13 protein-coding genes are annotated in these 21,463 nt (G+C 63.9%); 9 read left to right on the top strand and 4 right to left on the bottom strand.

Going from position 1 to position 21,463, the window contains the following annotated elements; genetic code table 11:
• Positions 1 to 99: 99 nt before the first annotated feature.
• From ACVOLV_RS01100 to ACVOLV_RS01080, 5 genes are all read left to right on the top strand, one after another.
• Positions 100 to 615 (top strand): RNA polymerase sigma factor, encoded by a 516-nt coding sequence (locus ACVOLV_RS01100; RefSeq protein ID WP_481552774.1) that lies wholly within the window; start codon positions 100 to 102, stop codon positions 613 to 615.
• The gene (locus tag ACVOLV_RS01095) at positions 612 to 1,649 is read left to right on the top strand and encodes a FecR family protein (RefSeq protein ID WP_481552773.1); all 1,038 of its coding nucleotides are present in this window, start codon (positions 612 to 614) and stop codon (positions 1,647 to 1,649) included. The genes ACVOLV_RS01100 and ACVOLV_RS01095 overlap by 4 nt, the downstream gene beginning before the upstream one ends.
• Positions 1,650 to 1,785: 136 nt before the next feature.
• Positions 1,786 to 4,719, top strand: coding sequence for a TonB-dependent receptor (locus ACVOLV_RS01090; protein WP_481552772.1), 2,934 nt, complete (start codon positions 1,786 to 1,788; stop codon positions 4,717 to 4,719).
• Between the two features lie 11 nt (positions 4,720 to 4,730).
• Positions 4,731 to 6,323, top strand: coding sequence for an alkaline phosphatase D family protein (locus ACVOLV_RS01085; RefSeq protein ID WP_481552771.1), 1,593 nt, complete (start codon positions 4,731 to 4,733; stop codon positions 6,321 to 6,323).
• Positions 6,324 to 6,485: 162 nt separating this feature from the next.
• On the top strand, positions 6,486 to 7,751 hold the full coding sequence (locus ACVOLV_RS01080; protein ID WP_481552770.1) for a glutamate carboxypeptidase: 1,266 nt from the start codon (positions 6,486 to 6,488) through the stop codon (positions 7,749 to 7,751).
• 125 nt (positions 7,752 to 7,876) lie between these two features.
• Here ACVOLV_RS01080 and ACVOLV_RS01075 read toward each other — a convergent pair whose 3' ends face one another.
• The 3 genes from ACVOLV_RS01075 to ACVOLV_RS01065 form a co-directional block, all read right to left on the bottom strand.
• The gene (locus tag ACVOLV_RS01075) at positions 7,877 to 10,600 is read right to left on the bottom strand and encodes a fimbria/pilus outer membrane usher protein (RefSeq protein ID WP_481552769.1); all 2,724 of its coding nucleotides are present in this window, start codon (positions 10,598 to 10,600) and stop codon (positions 7,877 to 7,879) included.
• A gap of 112 nt (positions 10,601 to 10,712) precedes the next feature.
• On the bottom strand, positions 10,713 to 11,468 hold the full coding sequence (locus tag ACVOLV_RS01070) for a fimbrial biogenesis chaperone (RefSeq protein ID WP_481552768.1): 756 nt from the start codon (positions 11,466 to 11,468) through the stop codon (positions 10,713 to 10,715).
• A gap of 70 nt (positions 11,469 to 11,538) precedes the next feature.
• Positions 11,539 to 12,096, bottom strand: a complete 558-nt coding sequence (locus tag ACVOLV_RS01065) for a fimbrial protein (protein WP_481552767.1) — start codon at positions 12,094 to 12,096, stop codon at positions 11,539 to 11,541.
• Between the two features lie 223 nt (positions 12,097 to 12,319).
• Here ACVOLV_RS01065 and ACVOLV_RS01060 point away from each other — a divergent pair, with 223 nt between their 5' ends.
• From ACVOLV_RS01060 to ACVOLV_RS01045, 4 genes are read left to right on the top strand one after another with little or no spacing between them, the layout of a single operon-like run.
• The gene (locus tag ACVOLV_RS01060; protein WP_481552766.1) at positions 12,320 to 15,139 is read left to right on the top strand and encodes an ATP-binding protein; all 2,820 of its coding nucleotides are present in this window, start codon (positions 12,320 to 12,322) and stop codon (positions 15,137 to 15,139) included.
• On the top strand, positions 15,129 to 16,304 hold the full coding sequence (locus ACVOLV_RS01055; protein ID WP_481552765.1) for an EAL domain-containing response regulator: 1,176 nt from the start codon (positions 15,129 to 15,131) through the stop codon (positions 16,302 to 16,304). Before ACVOLV_RS01060 ends, ACVOLV_RS01055 begins: the two co-directional genes overlap by 11 nt.
• A 54-nt stretch (positions 16,305 to 16,358) precedes the next feature.
• Complete coding sequence (locus ACVOLV_RS01050) at positions 16,359 to 19,508, top strand: hybrid sensor histidine kinase/response regulator (RefSeq protein ID WP_481552764.1); 3,150 nt, start codon at positions 16,359 to 16,361, stop codon at positions 19,506 to 19,508.
• Between the two features lie 49 nt (positions 19,509 to 19,557).
• A complete protein-coding gene (locus ACVOLV_RS01045) occupies positions 19,558 to 20,208 on the top strand; it encodes a response regulator (RefSeq protein WP_481552763.1) in 651 nt (216 codons plus the stop codon).
• Positions 20,209 to 20,272: 64 nt separating this feature from the next.
• Here the strand turns inward: ACVOLV_RS01045 and ACVOLV_RS01040 are convergent, their stop codons facing one another.
• A complete protein-coding gene (locus tag ACVOLV_RS01040) occupies positions 20,273 to 21,442 on the bottom strand; it encodes a fimbrial protein (RefSeq protein WP_481552762.1) in 1,170 nt (389 codons plus the stop codon).
• Positions 21,443 to 21,463: the final 21 nt, after the last annotated feature.

The raw sequence follows: 21,463 nt of genomic DNA, 5'->3' as shown, positions 1-21,463 counted from the left end.
GCGCACCGCTGCTATTCCCGTTGCCAGGCGATGAAATGCTGCTGTCATCATCGCGCGCCACCATCTGCCGCTTTATCGGCTGCGGGACCTTGGGTTGTCGTGAAAACCGCCAGGATCTGGGAGCAGGGCTATGAGCTGCGCCGTCGCTTGTTGCGTGGATTCTTCCTGCGCCGCGGCTCCCATGCCGATGATGCCGAGGACCTGGCGCAGGAGGTCTATCTGCGGCTGCTGCGTCGCAGTGGCGACGATGCCGAAGCCATCGCCAATCCAGAGGGCTATCTTTTTGCGGTAGCCGCCAACCTTGCGCGCGAGCACGCGCGCACGCAGTCCGCGCGCCCACCGCTGGACGACGTCGACCTGCTTGCCGAGGTGCTGAAGAGCGAGGAAGACATCGAGGGCGAGTTCGAGCAGGTGCAGCGTTGGAGCGACATCCGCAGCGCCATCGCGCGCTTGCCTGCCACCACGCGCCGGGTGATGGAGCTGCATTATCGCGAAGGCGTGGAATGCCTGCAGATCAGCGCACAGCTTGATGTGTCGGTGCATATGGTTCGCAAGCATATCGGCAAGGGGCTGGAAGCCTGCCGGCAGGCGCTTGGCACCAGGGAGGGTGCATGAACCGGAATACCACCGACTGCACGGACGGAAGTGTCGCCGAGCAGGGCCTGCAATGGTTCCTGGCCAATCGCGAAGGCGCGCTGAGCGAAGTTCAGCGACGCGCGTTCCTGGCCTGGATGCGCCGTTCACCCGAGCATGTGCGTGCCTATCTGCAGGCACTGGATCTGCACCGTCAGGTCGGCGAGGCGATGCCGGCTGCATCGTCCGACCTGCTCGAAGGCGATCTGGTAGTGGCGGGCGCAGGCCGCTCAATGGCCAAGGTCGTGCCCTTGTTCGCAAAAGGCTCCGCTCACAACGTCGTTCCAGCGCGACGAGGATGGCGCCGTTGGATTGCCTTGGCTGCTGCTGCCTGCCTGGTGCTGGTGTTGGGCGCGTCGCTGTCGCGCCTATGGCCGCAGGAGCAGCTGCTGACTGCAGGCCACGGTGAACTGCGCGAACTGGTGCTGGCAGATCGCACCCAGGTGCGGCTCAACGCGGACAGTGCCATTCGCGTCCGCATGGGCTGGCTGGATAGGCATGTAGAGCTGCTGCGCGGTGAAGCGAGTTTCGATGTGGCGCCGGACCGACGCGCGTTCGAGGTGCAGGTTGGCGAGTTGCGGGTACGCGATATCGGTACCGTGTTCGATGTGTCGCGGCGGCTGCAGACCACCCGTATCGGTGTGGTCTCCGGCGAAGTCGAGGTCTGGCGTGGTGCCTCGGATCAGCAGCGACTTGCCCGGCTGGTTGCGGGCCGCGTGGTGCTGGTGGACAACCACAGCGGCGCGGTACAGCCCTTGGACATGCCTGCGTCGATGCTGCTGGATTGGCAGCAACGCAAGGTGTCTTTCCTGGACGAGCGCCTGGATGAAGTTGCGGCGGCATTCAATCGGCATAACCGCGTGCAGGTTGTGATCGAGGACGACACAGCGGCTGCGATGCGTCTGTCCGGCAGCCTGGATGCGGACCGGATCGTGGCGCTGCAGGCATTCCTTGCCCGCGACCCGCGCTTCAAGGTGCAACGCCGCGGTGACACCGTGCATGTCCATAGCCGCTGAAGGCTCGGCATTGGGCCTGTAAGAAAAATTTCATCGAATCAGCGTTCTCCACTTCGCCACAGCACCGCTCTTACTAGGGGAAGCCGACGTCATCTGCCGACGCGGCACATGCAATCTCCCTCCTCTAGGAACCGTGATGCGGAAGAAGCTCTACCTGTCGGTCGTTCTCGCACTATCCCCTTGCATTGCCATGCCGGCACTGGCCGCCGCCGGCGGATTGGAGGCGAAGGTGACGACTGCGATCCCGGCGCAGTCCTTGGGCCATGCATTGGAGCAGTTGTCACGCAGTGCCGGCGTGCAGTTCCTCTACTCGCCCACCGGCGCGCCACGCATGGCAGCGGCGGTGCCGAGCGGCGCCACCGTCAAGCAGGCGCTGGATGTATTGCTGGCCGGCAGCGGGCTGGGCTACAGCGTGGTGGATGGCAACGTCATCGCCATCGATCCAGCGCCCGCCAAGCCGGCCGCTGCGCAGCCAGCGCCAGTGGTACCACGTGGCGCAGAGGCCGCTGCCGCGCCGACCCTGGGGACGGTGACGGTGATTGCCGCGCACGAGGTCATCGACCAGAAGAAGCAGTCGCCGGTGATCAAGGACTCGGTGATCTATGACGAGATGGACAGCTATGGCGATGAAACCCTGGCCGAGAGCCTGATGGCTGCGCCGGGCCTGAGCGCGGTGGAAGATGCCGGCGAGCCACGCTACGTCACCGTGCGTGGCGTGCAGGCCAACCTCAACTACACCACCATCGATGGCATCGCCATTGCCAGCGTCGGCGGCAGCGGTTCCGGCGAGCGGATGAACAACCTGCAGCTGATTCCCAGCGACATCGGTACCCGCACCGACATCTACAAGAGCTTCAGTGCCGAGCAGGCGCCGGATGCCATCGGCGGCGTCATCGACATCATCAGCCGCAGTGCGTTCGATCGCTCGGGGAAATATGTGTTCGCCGATGTTGCCGGCATCTACTCCACCGCGGAAACCGATGTTGGCCGCAGCGCAGGCGGTGACCACAAGACGCTGGGGCACTTCGGCAAGAGCGCCAAGATGGTGTTCTCCAACCAGTTTGGCGCAGACCAGCAGTTCGGCATCGTCGCGGTGGCCCGCTATGAACAGCGCTCACGCAACAGCATCAAGCGTTGGGTCGAGTCCAATTACTACTTCAACGACGCGGGCAAGTACCTGACCGATGGCACCACCGCGCCCACCGAGGCGGCTGGTTGGAATGGCCTGCGTGCACCGGGAAACTTCAGTACCGGCACCTATACCAACTACATCACCAATTTCGGTGGATCGGCCAAGCTGGAGTGGAAGCCAAGTGACGATCCCTTCTATGCGTCGCTGTTGCTGTACTCGTACCGCTTCTACGAGAACTCGACGATGAACAAGACCGATCTGTATTCCAACGCGAAGTTCGCGATCCGTGATCAGACGGCGGACAGCGGCACCACCCAGATCAACAGCATCTACATCAAGAACCGCCACGATCGCTGGGACCGCAACAACCGCGGCGCGATCGCCAACTTCAACTGGGACATCGGTGCGCTGACCAGGCTGACCCTGCGCGGCGGCCACACCGAGGAGACCTTCGACAACACCCAGGTCTACTGGGGCGTGCGTGCCTACCCGAGCAACCTGTTCGTGGATTACGCCAATGACAAGCACGGCTTTCCGAACGCCGTGGGCGTGTCCGATCCCAGCCTGCTGACCAGTTCCAGCTTCAAGCTCAATCCAGCCCAGGCCTACATCTCGCCACGCGACGCGAAGGAGACCATCGACAACCTGCGCCTGGATTTCAGTCACAACATCGATGCCGACGCGCGCGGTTTCGGTCTTGCTGCCGGTGCCGAGTACCGCCACCTCAACATCTGGCAGGACATCGATTTCAACTACTACAAGACCAGCGCAACCTTGAATCACTACCTGTACCCGGGCTCCACGCTGCTCGGCTCGGTGCCGGGCTTTCCGCTGATCGACAACAGCAAGGTCACCGAAGAGCTGCTGCCGACCCTGGGCGACAACAACGCGGCCTATCCGAACGCGAACTTCACCAGCGACTACAAGTATGTGGAGGACATCGCCAATGCCTACGTGTCCGCGCACTATGCATGGGATCGTCTGCTGCTGATCGGCGGCCTGCGCTACGACCACACCCGCTTCGATGCGTTCAGTCCGTACAGCAACAACGGCGGCAGCACCTATACCGCCGATTTCCTCAAGACCAGCGGCGGCTACAGCGACCTGCTGCCATCGCTGAACGCCAGTTTCAAACTCAGCGAGAACCAGCGCCTGCGCTTCTCGGCGAGCCGGACGTTGGGCCGGCCGACCCCGAGCAACATCGCCCAGGCGACCAACAGCAGCTGCGCGGACGATGACGAGGGCAGGGGCTATTGCACGATCAAGCAGGGCAATGCAGGGCTGGATCCGCGCCGATCGACGAACCTGGACCTGGCCTGGGAGAAATACTTCAACGGCAACAACGGCATCGTCTCGGTTGCCTTGTTCGACAAGGTGATCAAGGACGACATCTACACCTTGACCACCTTCGAGGATATCGGCGACACCACCTATCGGGTCACCCAGCCGATGAACACCGAGGAGTCGCGGCTGCGCGGCGTCGAGTTCGCCATCGCCAACCGCAACCTGCGCTGGGGACGGCACCGCTTCGACATGTTCTTCAACGCCACCGGCCTGGACGGACAGACCAACTACAAGATCAGTGACGGTACCCCGCGCCGGCTTGATCGCCTGTTGTACCAGCCGGACTGGTCGGTCAATGGTTCGGCGATCTGGCGCATGCCGTGGAACAGCGCCCAACTGCGGGTTTCCGGCAACTACCGCAGCCGCATGCTGGTCGACTTCGGTGATACCGAGTGGCTGGACTCCTATTACGACCCCTACATGACCTTCAACCTGGCCTTCAGCCACAAGATCAGCAAGCACGTCACGCTGAAGTACGAAGCCAAGAACCTGTTCAACATGCAGCCGACCTACAGCACCGGTCCGAACGGTCGCTTCCGTACCGAGATCGATGACTACGGCCGCTTCTACTACTTCCACATCATCTACAACTGAGGACGCGGCCCGTGGACAACTTCAATCGCAGGCGCTTCCTCGCGCTGTCCGGTCTGTCGGCGTTCGGCGCGTGGATGGGCACCGCGTCACTGGCCGCACAGGCCGATGCCAGCGCGCTGAATCCACGCAACCTGCTGGCATCGCCGCGCTTTGCCACTACGCCGTTCACGCTGGGGGTGGCGTCTGGTGACCCCAGCGCCGATGGCATGGTGTTGTGGACGCGGCTGGCGACCGAGCCATTGGTATTTGGTGGAGGCATCACGCCGCGGCCGATCCCCGTGCAATGGCAGCTGGCTGCCGATGACGGCTTCCGTCGCGTGCTGCGACAGGGTTCCGCGCTGGCGCATCCCGAGCTCGGCCATGCCTTGCATGTGGAACTGGAGGGGCTGGAGCCTGGCCGACCGTATTGGTATCGCTTCACCGTTGGCGGCCATGAGAGCGCGGTAGGCCGTACCTGCACCCTGCCTGCGGCAACGGCACAGGTGGACAGGGTCCGCTTTGCGGTGGCCGGTTGCCAGCACTTCGAGGAAGGGCATTTCACCGGCTGGCGTTGCATCGCCGAGGAGCCGCTGGATTTCGTCTTCCACTATGGCGACTACATCTACGAGGGTGAGAGCCAGCCCGGCGTGCGGCGGATGAATGGTCAGCCGTTCACCAACCTGCGCAACCACGTTGGGCCGCAGATCTACACGCTGGATGACTATCGGCGGCGCTATGCGCAGTACAAGAGTGATGTCGACCTGCATGCCGCGCACGCCGCCGCACCGTGGTTCGTGACCTTCGACGATCATGAGGTGGACAACAACTGGGCGGGCGCGGAGGACCAGGATGGAACCCCAAGCGAGGTGTTCCTGCTGCGGCGCGCGCAGGCCTTCCAGGCCTATTACGAGAACATGCCGCTGCGCCGTTCGGCATTCCCGGTCAACGGGCACATGCAGCTGTATCGCCGCGCGCGCTACGGCAAGCTGATGGACCTGCATCTGCTTGATACCCGCCAATACCGCAGCAAGCAGGCGGACATGGCGTCGCGCGAGCAGGTCGAGTCGCCGGCTCGCAGCATCGTCGGCGCGCAGCAGGAACGCTGGTTGTTCGATGGGCTGGCGGATGCAGCGCCGCGTTGGCATACCATCGCCCACCAGGTGTCGCTGGGTAATTGCGCGCGCGAGAAGGATGGGCAGGTAGTGTCATCGGACGATCAATGGTCCGGTTACCTGGACAGCCGCAGGCGGCTGCTCGATCACATCCAGACGCTGCGCTTCAACAACGTGGTTACCGCATGTGGCGACGCGCATCGTCACTACGCCAGCGACCTGGTGCAGGACAATGCCGATTCCGGGGTGATCTCCAGCGAATTCCTGGCCACCTCGATCAGTTCCGGCGCCGATGGCCAGGGCGTCGACGCGATGGCGCGCAATACGCTGCAACACAGCCCGCACCTGAAGGCCACCACAGACAAACGCGGCTATGTGCTGTGCGAGGTGACCCGCGATACCTGGGTGGGTGACATGAAGACGATCGACCAGGTCATGCAGCCCAACGGCAAGCTGGAAAGCTGGAAGCGCTATGCGGTTGCGCATGGTCGACCGGGCCTGCAGGAGGCCTGAGCGCGCCGTCATCCGCTGAAACTCACGGATCATCTCTCTGCAAGCAATGCACGTGGAGTATGCGAAGTCGTGGCTGCAGCGGATGGCGGGTTCCTGTGCGCCCGTGCTCCCCATTGCCGCCGTGGCGCTGATAGGCTACGGCGGCAACCATAGGAGCAGGCCATGAGCATTTCACGCACGGCGATTTTCAGCGGATTACTGGCTGCAGGTTCTTTCGCAGCGCAGGCGCAGGCGGCGCAGTTGGATGCGCAGCTGCAGGCAGCGGCCACGGCCCAGCAACCGGCGGTGATCGAGACACTGCGCGAGCTGGTGACGGTGGAGTCGGGTTCTACCGATCACGAAGGTGTCGCCAAACTGATGGACTATCTGGACAAGCGACTACGCGCCCTGGATGCCAAGGTCGAGCGGGTTGCTTCGGCCACCGGCGGACCGGATCTGGTGCGCGGCAGCTTCACCGGCACCGGCAAGTTGAAGGTGATGCTGATCGCCCATGCCGATACGGTTTATGACCGCGGCATCCTTGAGAAGGAACCCTTCCACCAGAAGGGCAATCTGCTATACGGCCCGGGTATCGCTGATGACAAGGGCGGCATCGCGGTGATCCTGCATTCGCTGGCCCTGCTCAAGGCGCGTGGTTGGAATGATTACGCGACGGTCACCGTGCTGTTCAACCCGGATGAGGAAATCGGCTCGCCGGGCTCGGGCGAAACCATTGCCAGGCTGGCGGACGAGCACGACGTGGTGCTGTCATTCGAGCCCTCGCCGGCCAAGGCGGTGATCGAAAGCGAAGGTGTACTGCTCAGCGCCGCCGGCACCTCGCAGGTGCGGATGTCGGTGCAGGGCCTGTCCGCACACGCCGGTGCGGCACCCGAGCAGGGCCGCAACGCACTGGTCGAGCTGGCCCATCAGATCATCCAGACCAAGGACGTGGCCGCCGGGGTGCCCGGCGCGCAGCTCAACTGGACCACGGCCAACGCCGGTACCGCACGCAACCAGATTCCGGAACGTGCGGAAGTCGGTGGTGACGCGCGGGTGATGCAGGCCGACAGCAATGCCAACTTGCTGGCAGCGCTGCAGGCCAAGGTCAAGGAAAGCCAGGTGGTGCCGGATACCACCACCACGGTGACGCTGGAGCCGCTGCGCCCGATCTATGTGGCGGGAGAACGTGGCCGCGCTTTGGCGGATCTTGCGCAGGATATCTACGCCGAGCTGGATGGCCGCAAGCTGCTGATGCATCCCACCACCAATGGCGGCACCGATGCCGGCTTTGCCGGTCGCTCCGGTCACGCTGCAGTGCTGGAAGGCCTTGGTCTTGCAGGTTGGGGTTACCACGCACGCAACGAGTACATCGAGATCGACTCGATCCCGCCGCGCCTGTACCTGGCGTCGCGGATGCTGATCGAGCTGGCCAAGCGCGCACCGAAATGAGGTGGCCGGATCGGCTGCGTTCAAGCTGAGGCAGGTATCCGGGTAGACCGCAGAAGCCCACAGCAACGTGGGCTTCTGCGTTGCAAGCGTGTTGACGGTGATCGGCGTGAATCGCGTATGCCGCCTTACATCCCCGTGCCATCGCAGCGCAGCGGAAGGCGCTGGTAGTTCTGGCCAGCAGCGCGCTCAGGTACCGCATAGCTGGCGCTGCAGCTATAGCCATCCCACTGCACGTTGACACTGCCGTTGATCTGTTCGGCGGCGAGCATCAGCAGCAGGCGGCCACGCGGGTCGGTGATACCCAGGCGCTCGCCGTCGCTGCCATCGACCACCGCACCGAACGGCATCGGGCTGCCATCGGCCTGCTGCAGCTCAAACTGTACGCGGCGGCCGGTGTCGGCCTTGAAGCGCGCCAGTACCGCAGCGCCACGGCTGGGCACCAGCTGCTGCATGGCGGTGTCCACATCGACATCGGCACCGGCGGCGCGTGCGTCCAGGCCAACCCAGTTACCCCGGTAGGGCGTTGCGCTGGGTATCACCGCGTAACCGTTGCGCCCCGTCTTGACGCCGGCGAAGCTGCTGATGCCAACGCCGGCCACGGAGGGCTGTACATGCGCCAGCATGAAGGTTTCACTCAATGACTGGCCCAGGTTGATACCACCGCCATGTGCAACCATCGAGCCTGCCGCGGACAGGCTCATCGAATCGGTGTTGCTGCCATGGCTGTAAGTTGCGTTGACCCGCGCGACAGCGGTTGTCGCGCCCAGTGACACTGCGGCATTGCTTTGGCCCTGACTGTCACGGCCGGCCGTGGCGTTGTAGCTGATGTCGCGCTCGCTGCCGGGCAGCAAGCCGGAGACACCGGCCTGCACGCTGCTGCCGCCGTGATGGCCAGCTGACGCGCGTGCCTGCGGCGCACGAGGCTGCTTGCCCAGCGGCAGGCTGACGCTGAGCATCAACGTGTCATCGCTGCGTGAGGCGACTGCGCCGGTGGCGAACAGGTTGCGCGAATGTGTGTAGGACAGATTGTAGGTGGCGTTGCCAATGCGGTTGCCATGGCCCAGCGACACACTGCGTGACGAGGTGCCGTCCCAGTTGCGGCCGAGCGAGCCGCTCAGATAGAAGCTGGCATCGCCGACCGGCTGGGTGAGGTAGGCGTCGAGCCGTTGTCGGCTGGAGGCATTGGACGCAAAGAAGCTGTCGTTGACGGGCTCGCGCTCGCGCTGCAGTGCATGCTCGGCAAGCGTGCGGTAGCCCTGGCTCAGGTCACGCTGCCAGTTGAGCGAGAAGTTGCTGCCGGTGCTTTCGATGAAACCGGCATAGCGCAATTCGACGCGTTGGCCATCAAGCTGGGCGTCGTTGATGCGGCTGCTGGAATGCGTGCCGTTGAGTGACAGCGCACCCACGCGTGTATTCAAGCCCACGCCCAGTGAGTACGCCTGGAAGTCGTCGGCCAGCTGCATGCCGCTGGCCAGCGTGGCATTGGTGCCGATGCCGTACAGCATCGAGCCATTGGCAAATGCAGGGGCATTGCGCTGCTGGTCGTGCAGGCGCACCTGTCCGGCCGCAGCGTCGTACTTGATGCGGCCCTGGCGCACCATCAGTGGCGCAGCCGAGAATGCCTGGCGGCTGACACGACGGCTGCCGTCAGCCTCGATCACGCTGATCTCCAGATCGCCATTGGCACCGGACGGGGCCAGATCGCGGATCTCGAACGGGCCGGGTGCGACGCTGCTGGTGTGGATCAGGTAGCCGTTCTGGCGGATCTCCAGCGTCGCATTGGTCTCGGCGTTGCCGCGGATGACCGGTGCATAGCCCTGCTCATCGTCTGGACGCATGGCTTCGTCGGAGCCTATCCGCGCGCCGAGGAAGCGCACGCTGTCGAACAGCGGCGAGTAGGTATAGGCCTGGCCGAGTACCAGCTGGCTGCGCAGCGGCGCGACATCGCGCTGCAGATAGGTGTTCTGGCTGCTGAACTCGGTGTCGCGGCGATTGCCGGTGGCGAGGACCGAATCGTTGCGCAGGCGCCACGCCCCGGCATTGACGCCCATGCGCATGCTGACGCTGGCATCGCGCACAGCGCCCAGGCCGCTCACGCGGTCCTGGCGGCCGTGGATGCTGTAGTCCAGGAAGGCGGCATTGACGCCGTTGTCCCATAGGGAAGGATCGACGTAGCCGCGCCGTGCCGGTGCCAGATAGAGCTGCGGCAGGCCGATGTCCAGGCGCAGCTGGCTGGTGTCGTAGCGCAGGCTGGCCTGCGGCACCACATCAGCCAGGCGCAGGCAGTCTGCTCCCGCATCCGGAAGCTGCGGCAAACGCGCCGGATCCACGCCAAGCTGGGTCAGCATGGCCAGATTGAAGCACGCTTCGGCCTCGCCGCTACGCGGGTCAACGGAGAACAGCACGTCGCGTCGGCCTACCAGCGAACGGTTCACATACACGTCCACGCGTTGCCTGCCTTCGGCCACGCCGCTGGAACCCAACAGTGCCTGCAGGTCCATGCTCGACTCGACGCCGTGCAGGAAGGCCATGTTGAAGCTGCCTGAGGCGTCACCCGAGGCAACGGCCAAGCGCTGCGGATTCTGCAGGCTGTCGGCATACAGGGATTCCAGCTCGGTCGTGATCTCGTCCGCTGCAACGCCTGCGGCAATCGGGCGGGTTGCACTCTCGGCCACCGCCCGACGCAGCGCCTGCTCCAGCACCGCGTTGGGCTTCTCGCCAGCGTGTGCCGGGGTGCAGAACCACAGGGCTGCGCAAGGCAGCAGGCAGGCACACAAAGCCTTCAGCAGGCTCTGCGAGGTCCGGCGTCCATGATGGGTCTTGGCATTCGCGGGGCTGTGCTGATACATGGTCCTGCAACCGTTCGATGGTGACGACGCGGGCGACGGGCACGCGCCCGCCCGCCGTGCTTCGGCACTGCGTGAAAGGAGAAGAGGGCATTGCCGCCGGTGGCGGCGGGCGTCAGCGCTTGCTGTCGGCGGCAGCGCCGCTTACCTGGTTGGTTCCCGACAGGCGCACACGGTAGGCATCGGCGCCGCCGTAATCATTGATGGTGCGGAATCCAAGCGTGGCATCCACCGCAATGTTGCCGAGCTGCAGTTCGAGCACCTGGCCAGGCGCGAGCATGCCGGGGCTCGGCAGCTCGCGGCCATTGGCATCGCTCAATTCGCTGAAAGAAACGTGGTAGGCACTGGGATTGGAGAGCGTCAACAACGCGCCCCGGTCGTTGCGCACGGCGGACCAGCGAACCGCGGCTGGCGCTTCGGCGGCGTTGCCACTGAGCCCGGTCGGACGGAAGAACACCTTGATGCGCTGGCGAACGGCGATCTGCAGCTGGTTCTCGGCTTGGGTACTCAGCGGAACTTCCTGCACATTGAGCCACATCACCGACTCCTGTCCACGCGGCAGATCGCTGCCGCTGCCGGCATACATCACCCGCAGCAACTGCTGGCCATTGGCTGCCATCTTCGCCACCGGCGGAGTCACCGCGAACGGCAGGTCATCGCTGTCGTTGGCTGAGTTGGTCTCCAGCCAGGACTGGATCAATACCGGCGAATCGCCATTGCGCACCACGATGCTGGCTTCCTGCTGCTTCTCCTGCAGGACCATGCGCGTGCCGCTCAATGCGATGGATGCCTGGGCCTGGCCGCCAGTTGCCAGCGCCATTGCCGACAGGCAGACGAGGCAGGCATTCCTGAGTATCGAATGGGTGTTCATGCGTGCTCCTGGAGGCTGTGAGGTGCCCTGGCAGGGGGAGCTGCCAGGGCGGGACGGCGGTTGCGCGGACTTAGTCGTAGGACAGTTCGTAGGCAACGGTGGCGTTGGCTTCACCCGGTACCACGTCGGTGGCGGCCTTGCCGGCCTGCAGCGTGTAATACGCCTTCAGCGGAATCACCACACTGTTGCCGTCGAACGGAGACTCCAGGGTGGCGCTGCCAGCAGTGAAGTCCAGCACTTCGTTGTTGCTGACCAACATGATCTGCACGTTGGAGGCGCCACCGGTGGTTGCGATGCCCTTGCCCGAACGGGCCTGCGGGCTGAGCTTCAACTCCACCTTGGTGCCTGACAGGCACTCGACCTTCAGGTCGATGGCTTTCTCTATGGCGGTCATGCCGGTGGCGCCGATGATCGGGTTGGCTTCGGTGCCGAGCGAGTTGGCCGACACGGTACCCATGTCCACCAGCAGGTTCTTGCCGGCGTTGGTGGCACCGGCACCGGTCACCACGCAGCTGTCGTTATTGACGGCGCCGGTGAAGGTGATGTCACCCTGCGCGCCAATGGCGGCCTGTGCGCTGCCGGCGGCAAAGGCGGAGAGAGCTGCAAGGCCAATAAACAACTTCTTCATGATCAAATCCTCTTGGATGGATGGGGTGCGGCTGCGTATCGGCGGACTGATGCTTTTGCCGTGGCGTGGCCGCGAGTGCCGTTCTTCAAGCACGATGCAAAGTCTAGGAACCGCCCCATCCAAGATGTTTAGGACGATTCCTAAACTGGAAAAAGCGCCCGATAAGCCTCGATTTAGGATTTGTCCTACCCATCGCCAGAAGCCGCACTTCTAGGCTGGGTGCATGAAGAATTCATACGCATCCAAGCTGTTGCAGGTAGAGGCACCGCGCCGCGTTTCCGGCATCCTGTTGTGGGTATCTGCCGTGGCCTTGATCGCCTGCTCCTTGATGGCGGCATCCGCCCATCTGTACTCGACATGGACGAATGCCGTTTCCGAGCACCGGCGCCATCTCAATGATGGTGCTTACAGGGCGCAGCTGTTCCTGGATCAGCGCGAGGCGCTGTTACGAGCGCTCGCTGCCACGGCGGTGCACGATGAGAACCTGCCCACGCATTCGGTGCATGTCGACGACCCGGCGCCGCGGCTTGAGGCAATCAACCTACCGGCACCGGATGGCGACCCTGCCTGGCAGCTGGCGCTGACGCCGCGCATGCTGGCCGGGCTGGCGTTGGCCGACGCGCGGCTGATCCACACCTCGGTTACGCCATTGCGCAGTCACATGCTTGAGCATGCTGCCGACGGCGGCTTTGTGTGGACATCGCTGCCGCAGGACCACATCCCGGTGGCAATGGAAACGATGCCATTGCCCGATCACCTGCATCGCCCGGTGACCTGGCTGCACCAGCCGGGTGGTGATGCATCGCTGCTGGCGGTGTGGGCGCCGGTTGACCGGAGCAATGTGGACAACGGTTGGATCGGGCTCGAGCTGGGCAACCTGCAGCAGGCGTTGCAGCTGCCGGACATGCCGGGCAGCAGCTACACGCTGCTCGACAGCCATGGCAGCGTGGTCCTGCGCAGTGCCGATGCACCGGCGTATCTGGCCGGCCTGCAGGACGACTACTTCGGCCTGCGCAACGCAAACCGTCTGCCGCACGACATCGTGCTCAGCAAGTCCATCGGCAGTGGCGGCCTGCGGGTGGTGTACTCGCTTCCCGTACAGCGAATGCTGACCGATGCACGGGGCGTGCTGCTACGCACGCTGGGGCTGGAGCTGTTGTTCATTGCGCTGGTGGCCTCCGCCGCGTACGCAGCGCGGCGCATCTTCCTGTTGCCGGCGCAGCGTCAGTACCGCGCATTGCTGGACAGCGTCGAGCTGAATCGCACACTGATTGCCACCGCGCCGGTAGGTCTGGCCTTGGTGAGTAGCGGTGACGGTGAGGTGTTGCGCGGGAATGCGCTGGCACGACGCTGGATGGACCATGACGCGCAATGGCGCGACCGGCTCGCCAACCGGGACGGCAACACGGTGCATGCCAATGTCGACCTGGATGACCGACGTCATGTGCAGGTTACCAGCGTGCCGCTGCTATACCGCGGCGAAGCGGTATCGCTCTGCGTGGTGAGTGACATCACGCTGCAGAAGCAGACCGAGGCGTCGCTGATGGCGGCGCGCACCATGGCCGAAAGCGCCAGCCAGGCCAAGACCCAGTTCCTGGCCACGATGAGCCACGAGATCCGCACGCCCTTGTTCGGCATCACCGGCACGCTCGAGTTGTTGGCGGCGGCCGGAGGCAGTGCCCGCCAGCAGCGTTACATCAAGCTGCTGCATCACTCTGCTGCCGTGCTTGTGCGTACCGTCAACGATTCGCTGGACCTGTCGCGCATCGAATCCGGGCACATGGTGCTGGAGTCCGTTGACTTCTGTCTGTTGGCGCTGATCGACGAGGTCATCGCATCCTTCATCGCCCGTGCCGAGGGCAAGGGCCTGCGTCTCTACGCGGTTGCTGATCTGCCGCCGATCGGCGATGTGGTTGGCGACGCGCAACATATCCGGCAGATCCTGGGCAACCTGGTCAGCAACGCGATCAAGTTCACCGATGCCGGCCAGGTGGTGCTGCGGGTCAAGGCATTCACGCGTGCCGATGGTCTGCTGCAGCTGATCTTCCAGGTGAGCGACACCGGTACAGGCGTTGCGCCGGAGGCGATGGAGCACCTGTTCGAGCCTTACTATCGCGCCAATGATGCGTTGTCGCGCAAGGTTCCGGGCACCGGCCTCGGCCTTGCCATCAGCAACCGCCTGGCCGTGCTGATGGGCGGCTCCCTGCATGCGGTAAGCCAGCCTGGGCTGGGTACCCGGGTTTCGCTTGAGCTTGCCCTGCCCAAGGCCAGCAGCATGGTCGCCAGCGCGGTTCGTCATCCGCAATTGCTGGACAAGCCGGTCTATGTCGCCGGGCAGTCCTCTGAAGTGGTGGCCAATCTGTGCAGATGGCTGACGCGCTGGGGTGCGCGGGCAGTGCCGTGCACGGGGGCAATGCAGCAGATGGATGTGGATGCGGTGTTGCTGCACGCCTGGCCGCCGGCGCTTGAAGCACCCGAGGGACACCTCCGCCAGGTGTTCCTGCGGCCTGTCGCGGCCAGCGTGGATGCGGATTCGGCAAGTGGTGTGGTTTCCGCACCGGCGCATGCCTTGCTGGATACTGGCTGGGCGGTGCTGCGTGCGCAGCAGGGGCAGGACACCGGTCCAGAAGACAGCACTGCTGGTGCGGATGCTGCAACGCTTGGAATGCGGGTGATGGTGGTGGATGACAGTCCCATCAATCAGCTGATCGTCAAAGCGCAGCTGGATATGCTCGGCTGCGAGGTGGTGCTCGCCGATGGCGGGCAGCATGTCCTGCAACGCGCCGACCTGCAGGATTTCGATGCCATCCTGACGGATCTGAACATGCCGTCGATGTCCGGCTTCGCGCTTGCGCAGGCGCTACGCGACAGCGGCTATTCGGGTCTTGTCCTTGGCACGAGTGCCGACGTGCTGCCTGATACATGCGGCCAGTGGTGGTCGGCCGGCATGGATGCCATGCTGGTCAAGCCGCTGTTCCTGTCCACCCTGCGCGAGCACCTGCGGGCCGCGCGCCGCACCGGGAATGAAACCGATGTCCGCTGACGCCAACATCCTGATCGTTGATGATCATCCGCTGCAGTGCCTGCACGTGGAAACCGTGCTGAACCAGGTTGGCCTGCACGAGGTGCATAGTGCTGGCTCTGCCGCGGAGGCGATGGCCCAGTTGCTGCATCATCGCTACCAGCTGGTCGTGCTGGACCTGGACATGCCGGGAAGTGACGGCGTGCAGTTCATCGACCAGCTTGCCGATACCCCGCTCGCGCCATCGCTGGTGATCTGCAGCTCCTGCGATGACAGCATCCTCAAGAGCGTCGAGCAGATGGCATTGATCAAGGGGCTGACGGTGATTGGTGCGTTTCCAAAGCCCTTCACCAAGGCACAGGCGCTGCAGCTGCAGCAGCACCTGTTGCAGGCAGCGCCTCGGCCAACGCATGAGCGCTTGCCAAGAACCCTGCCGCGGCTGGATGCCGCCGTGCTGCTAAGGGCGATGGACCAAGCTGCGATCCATGGCCGCTTCCAGCCCAAGGTGGATGTACGCAGCCGGCGTGTTGTCGGTGCAGAGGTGCTTGCGCGCTGGCAGCATCCGCTGTCCGGGTTGATTGCGCCCGCGGTGTTCCTGCCATCCATCCAGCACCACAATCTTCAGCAGGAGCTGCTGATGTGCATGCTCCGCGACGGACTTGCCGCACACCTCGCCTGGAAGGCGCGCGGTCACCTCGTGCCGTTCTCGGTCAACCTGCCGATCCCCTTGCTGGAAACGGCTGACCTGCCTGATCTGGTGGCTGAGCAGGTCGCACAGGCAGGGGTTTCGCCTTCGGACATTGTCTTCGAGCTGCTCGAGGACGAGCCCATCCATGCCGTCGATCTGTTCCATCGTGGCGTCAGTCGCTTGCGCTTGAAGGGGTTCGGGCTGTCGCAGGATGACTTTGGTCGCGGTTACAGCTCGATGTACAACCTGCTGTCCACGCCTTTTACCGAAATGAAGATCGATCGCGCCTTCGTCAGTGGCGCCTGGAGTGACTCGGCACGGCATGCGGTGCTCGCATCGGCGATTGAACTCGGCCACGAACTCGGCCTGACCGTGACTGCTGAAGGCGTGGAGACCGAGGACGACCTGACCTGCCTGCAACGGCTGGGCTGCGATCGCGCGCAGGGCTTCCTGTTCTCGCCAGCGCTGACCGCGGCGGACTTCGGGCAGCTTCTGTAGGCCAAAACGCATACCATCCGAGTCAGACAGGTATTTGCTTGCCTGAAGGCCGACATGCCCGATTCTTCCTTCATCAACGTCACGCGGCGGCTGCACCGCCAGACCATCGCCACCTTCGGCAGCCTGGTACTGGCGCTGTTGCTGGCAGGCATGCTGGCGCTGGGCGGCCAGCACGCCATCGAGCAGACACGGGCGCAGCTGACTGCTGATTTCAACCAGCGCATCGAGTACCTGCTGGAGCAGGAGCAGTTCCTGCAGCAGTTGCACGCACAGAATGCGCAGCAGCAAGGGCTGCCGGAGCAGCTGGTAGCTGATGTTCGCCAGCCGTTCGATTTCCTGCCCGGCACGCCGGGGCCTGCAATCAGTCCAGCGTATGCCGCGGTCGGCACTTACCTGAGCCGTCAGTATTCGGCGTTCTGGGCATTCTCCAGTTTTCCGGCAGCGCCGTTGCTTGTGCTCAATGCCGATGACAGCAATGCGGTATTGGTTCCGGGCCAGTCAGCAGCGCAGGGTTCGCCTGGCTGGCTGCGGCAAGCGACTGCGGTTGTGCTGCGCGAAGGTCCGCTGCTGCCGGCTGCTGCAGCTGGCAATGCCGTTGATGTCCCGGCAGTCACCGCCGTGCGCTGGTTTGCTTTGCCAGGTGAGCCGGGGAAGATGCTTGGCGTGGCACACGCGGGTTTCCGCAGCGGGCGGGTAAGCGCGATCACCGATGATGCTTCCAATGCCTACATGGCCTTGCTCTTCAGTGAAGCGCGCCTGTTCCCCGCAGCCGAAGATGGTGGAGTGCAGGCCGGGTTCTGGCTGCGGCACGCCGAGCAGGGCATGGTGTTGGGTCAAGGCCCGCCGCCAGCATTGGATGGTGACGGCCTGCGCCCGCAGCTGCAGGGTTTGGGCCTGCGTGTGCAGGACCTCTCCGGTGACTGGATTGGCTACTACCAGGTCGGCTACGGTAGCTTCTTCGCTGACAACCTGTGGATGCTGGTCGTTGCACTGGCGCTGTTCGCGCTGGCGGTGCTCGGGGGCATTGGCTACGTGCGCTGGTACCGGTTGCAGGTGATCGAGCCGGCGCGTCGGGCGCAGGCACGGGTGATCGAGAGCGAGGCCTTCAACCGGGACCTGATCGAGACCACGCCGGTCGCCTTGTGCCTGCTGAGCCCAGACGACGGGCGTGTGGTGTTTGCCACCGCATTGGCCCGGCAATGGCTGGAGCTGAGTGAGTCGCAGCCGCTGACTGGCTTGTCGGTGGATGCCAGCGCATGGGAGCGCATGCTGCATGCAGACTCGGCAGGCCTTATCGAGCAGATTGAACTGGCCAACGGGCGCTGCCTGCATATGACGTATGTGCCTACCCGGTATCACGGGCAGGACGTGCTGCTGTGTGCCTTCACCGATATCACCGTCCACGCCGAGGAGCAGCGCGCACTGGCACGGGCGCGCACTGCCGCCGATGAAGCCAATGCGGCCAAGACCACCTTCCTGGCGACGATGAGCCATGAGATACGCACGCCGCTGTATGGCTTGCTGGGTACCTTGGAGCTGCTGGCGCTTACCGAGCTCGATGCGCGCCAATCGCAGCATGTGAACCGGCTGCAGGATGCGTCCCAGCAGCTGCTGCAGCAGATCAGCGACATCCTCGATATCAGCAAGATCGAGGCCGGTCAGATGCAGGTGGAGTCCAAACCGTTCAGTCCGCGCGAGCTGGTCGAGCAATGCACAACCACGTATACGGCGATGGCGCGGCAGAAGGGGCTGCTGTTGTTCTGCACGATCGACCATGACGTACCGGAAGCTGTCATCGGCGATCCGCTGCGGGTGCGGCAGGTGCTGTCCAACCTGATCAGCAATGCGATCAAGTTCACGCCGGCCGGGCACGTCATCGTGCGCCTGCGCGTAGATCGCGGCCAGGACGGGACAAGCACACTGCAATTGCAGGTTGCCGATACCGGTGTGGGCGTGCCGGCCGACAAGCTCGACCAGCTGTTTACTCCGTTCAACGACATCAACCAGAGCCAGAACACGATACGCGGGACCGGTCTGGGCCTGTCGATCTGTGAGCGACTGGCGCGGCTGATGGGCGGCACGCTGGCCGTTGTCAGCGAGGCCGGACTGGGTAGCAGCTTCTCGCTCCAGATCACACTCGCTGACGCGGTCTCGGAAGCCGTGCAGGTACCGGTACCGCAGTTGTCGGGACTGCGGCTGCTGCTGCGCAGCCCGCATCCCGAGTTGTCGGCGCACCTGCAAGACTGGCTGCTGGGCTGGGGCGCGGAGGTCGAGGTGCTGGTTGCTGGCGATGCACTGCCGGTTGCTGATGCGCGCTTGTTGCTTGACGTGCAGATGCCTGCAACGCAGTCCGGCTGGAACGGTCCCCATTTGCGTGTATCGCCTTCGGATGACGCGGCGCGCCCGGACATGCAGGGCGACAGCATCCACAGCATTGGACTGGAGCTGCAGCGCAGGCAGCAGCAACGACCGGCAACCGCACTACCGGCAAAGCGGGCAGGCCTGCCTGGGCTTGGACTGGATGTGCTGGTGGCGGAGGACAATCCCATCAACCAGGCCACGCTGTATGACCAGCTGCAGGCGCTGGGCTGCAAGGTGACGGTTGCCGGTGACGGCGAGCAGGCCTTGGCGCAGTGGAAGGCGCATGCCTACGACGTGGTCCTGACCGATATCAACATGCCGCGGATGAACGGCTTCGAGCTGACCAGGGCGCTGCGTGACCAGGGGGCACGCTGCGCGATTGTCGGGGTTACCGCCAATGCCATGCGCGACGAAGAACAGCATTGCCTGGACAGCGGGATGGATGCCTGGCTGGTCAAGCCCATCGACCTGCAACACCTGCATCGGCTGCTGCAACGTTGGCAGCCGCATTCACCGCCAGCGCTGGTGGAGTCGCCAGTAGCGCCGGTTGAAGAAGTCGCGCCGCAGTTGCTTGTACCGGAAAAGTACCGGGAGGTGTTCCGCACCACGATGCGCGTGGATATAGATCGCTGCCGGGACGCGATTGCTGCTGCCGACGCTGTGCTGGTGAAGCAGAAGTTGCACCGCATGCGCGGCGCGCTGGTGACCGTGGGCGGCATGCTGATGGCGGTCACGCTGGAGGACGCCGAGCAGCGTCTATCACGTGAAGCGTGGGGGCCTGGCCTCGGTGAGGACCTGCTGACGCTTTGCCAGGCACTGGACAATCTGCTTGCCAGCACCTGACACTTGCTGCCCGCATGAGTCGGCATTGCCAGGCACGGAAGGACCGTAAATGCAGAAGCTGCGTATCGTTATCGCCGATGACCACCCGTTGCTGCTGATGGGCATCCGCGAGGTGCTCGAGCGCGACCCGAACGTGGTCGTCGAGGCTGCCGCGCAGTCGCCGTCGGAGCTGGTGGAGCTGCTGGAGCGTTCGCTACCGGACGTGGTCATCACCGATTACCACATGCCGGACGACGAGCGGCACGGCGACGGCATCCAGTTCATCGGCTTCCTGCGGCGGCGGTTCGCCGACACCAAGCTGCTGGTTCTGACCATGTTGTCCAATCCCATGATCGTGGCCTCGCTGTATGACGCCGGTGTCAATGGTGTGGTGCTGAAGCAGCACGACATGTCCGAACTCGGGCAGGCCTTGCAGACACTGCGGCGTGGCATGCGCTACTACCCGCCAGGCTTCAAGAAGGTGCGGCGCGGCGACAGTGAGAACCCTGTCGAACAGCGCATCGCCTCACTTACCCCACGTGAGTTCGAGGTGATACGGCTGTTCGTTGAAGGACAGACCGTCGGCGAGATCAGCGAGCACCTCAGCCGCAGCGTCAAGACGGTCAGTACCCAGAAGATATCGGCCATGCGCAAGCTTGGCGTGGACTCCAACCAGGACCTGGTCAGCTTCTGCACCGAGCACGGTCTGTTCCGCAGTTGAGCGAGCGGCACATGCTGCACTGGCTCGATGCAGCGATCACGCATGGCGGTCGACGCCGGCAAGCCTAGGGATAGACGATGGTCACGGTGGCCTCGGAGGCCATCAGGCCGGGACTCAGGTCGCCCGTGGTGACACCTGGCATGCGTACATGTTGCACGGTGAACGGCAGGTTCAGTGCCTGGTTGGCCGTGGTCGGGCCGGCTTGCGCGGCGATGTTGGCAGGCACCGCGTTGCCGACCGGGGCTGGTCCAAAGCGCACCGGCGTAGTGTTGCTGCCGGCATACAGGCGCATACCGACAAGGCTGCGGCTGTCGACGGCGCTGCTCAGGTAATCCGCGGTCGAGCTGACGTTGGTCGCATCCGTGAAGTACACATTGAAGCGCGAGCCTGCCTCGCACTGCGTTGCCCGCAGGTTGAAGGTTTTCTCGCCGATACTGCCCGCACTGCGCGGTGAGCCGGCGGCAGCGATATCGTCGGTGGTCACATCGTCCAGCTTCACCCGCTGGTTCAAGGTGCTGGTGTCGAAGCGGCAGGTTGGAAGATACGGCTGGGGCAGGTCGGGTGGAGCGGATTCAGTGAGCAGGTTCATCAGGTTGAAGAAACCATTCACGCACGAAACGGGAATCGCTGATCCTGACTGGAACGAGTTTCCGACCAACAAGTTGTGGTTGCCGCTGTAGTTCAATTTTCCGCCCCTATATGTGTCTTCATCGATTACTACCAGCTCAACTGTGTATCGCGTGGTGATCGTGTACGCCGTTGTTGTGGATGCTTTTGCCATTAGCAGCAAACCGTAACCGTTGGAGCTGGAGAGTGCGGTAGCGATCGGCCATTGCATGGAAGGAGTCAGGGCGGTGGTGGCACTGTAGGACATCCATTTGAAGCGCGCTCCCAATCCCGGTGTGTCAGTCAGTGCCACAGTTCCATAGGCTGCAGGATCGACAGAGGACCCAAAGACGAATTCCGTGGCAAACGTGCCTATGCTTGTCTGGGTGATCGAATAAGTTGCGGTCGCCCCCATTGATGCGACGATCGAGCCATTCTTGAAGGTGCTGCCGTCCGCGGCGACCGACCAGCTCCCCTGGGCCACTGGCAACTTGCCGACCGCAGTGCAGGACTGCGCCAGCACTGGCGAACTCGCGCCCAGTGCAGCGAGCAGCAGCGACAGACCGACAAGACGTTTGCGCAGGCTCCATTGCTGCGATGTTGTCTGGCGATGAAAGAAACGGTTCAAGGTCCACCTTCCCGGCCCGGT

The sequence above is a fragment of the Stenotrophomonas sp. STEN023 genome (assembly GCF_056760135.1).
Note: the sequence above shows the minus strand (reverse complement) of the source record. Positions and strands in the feature narration are given on the sequence as shown.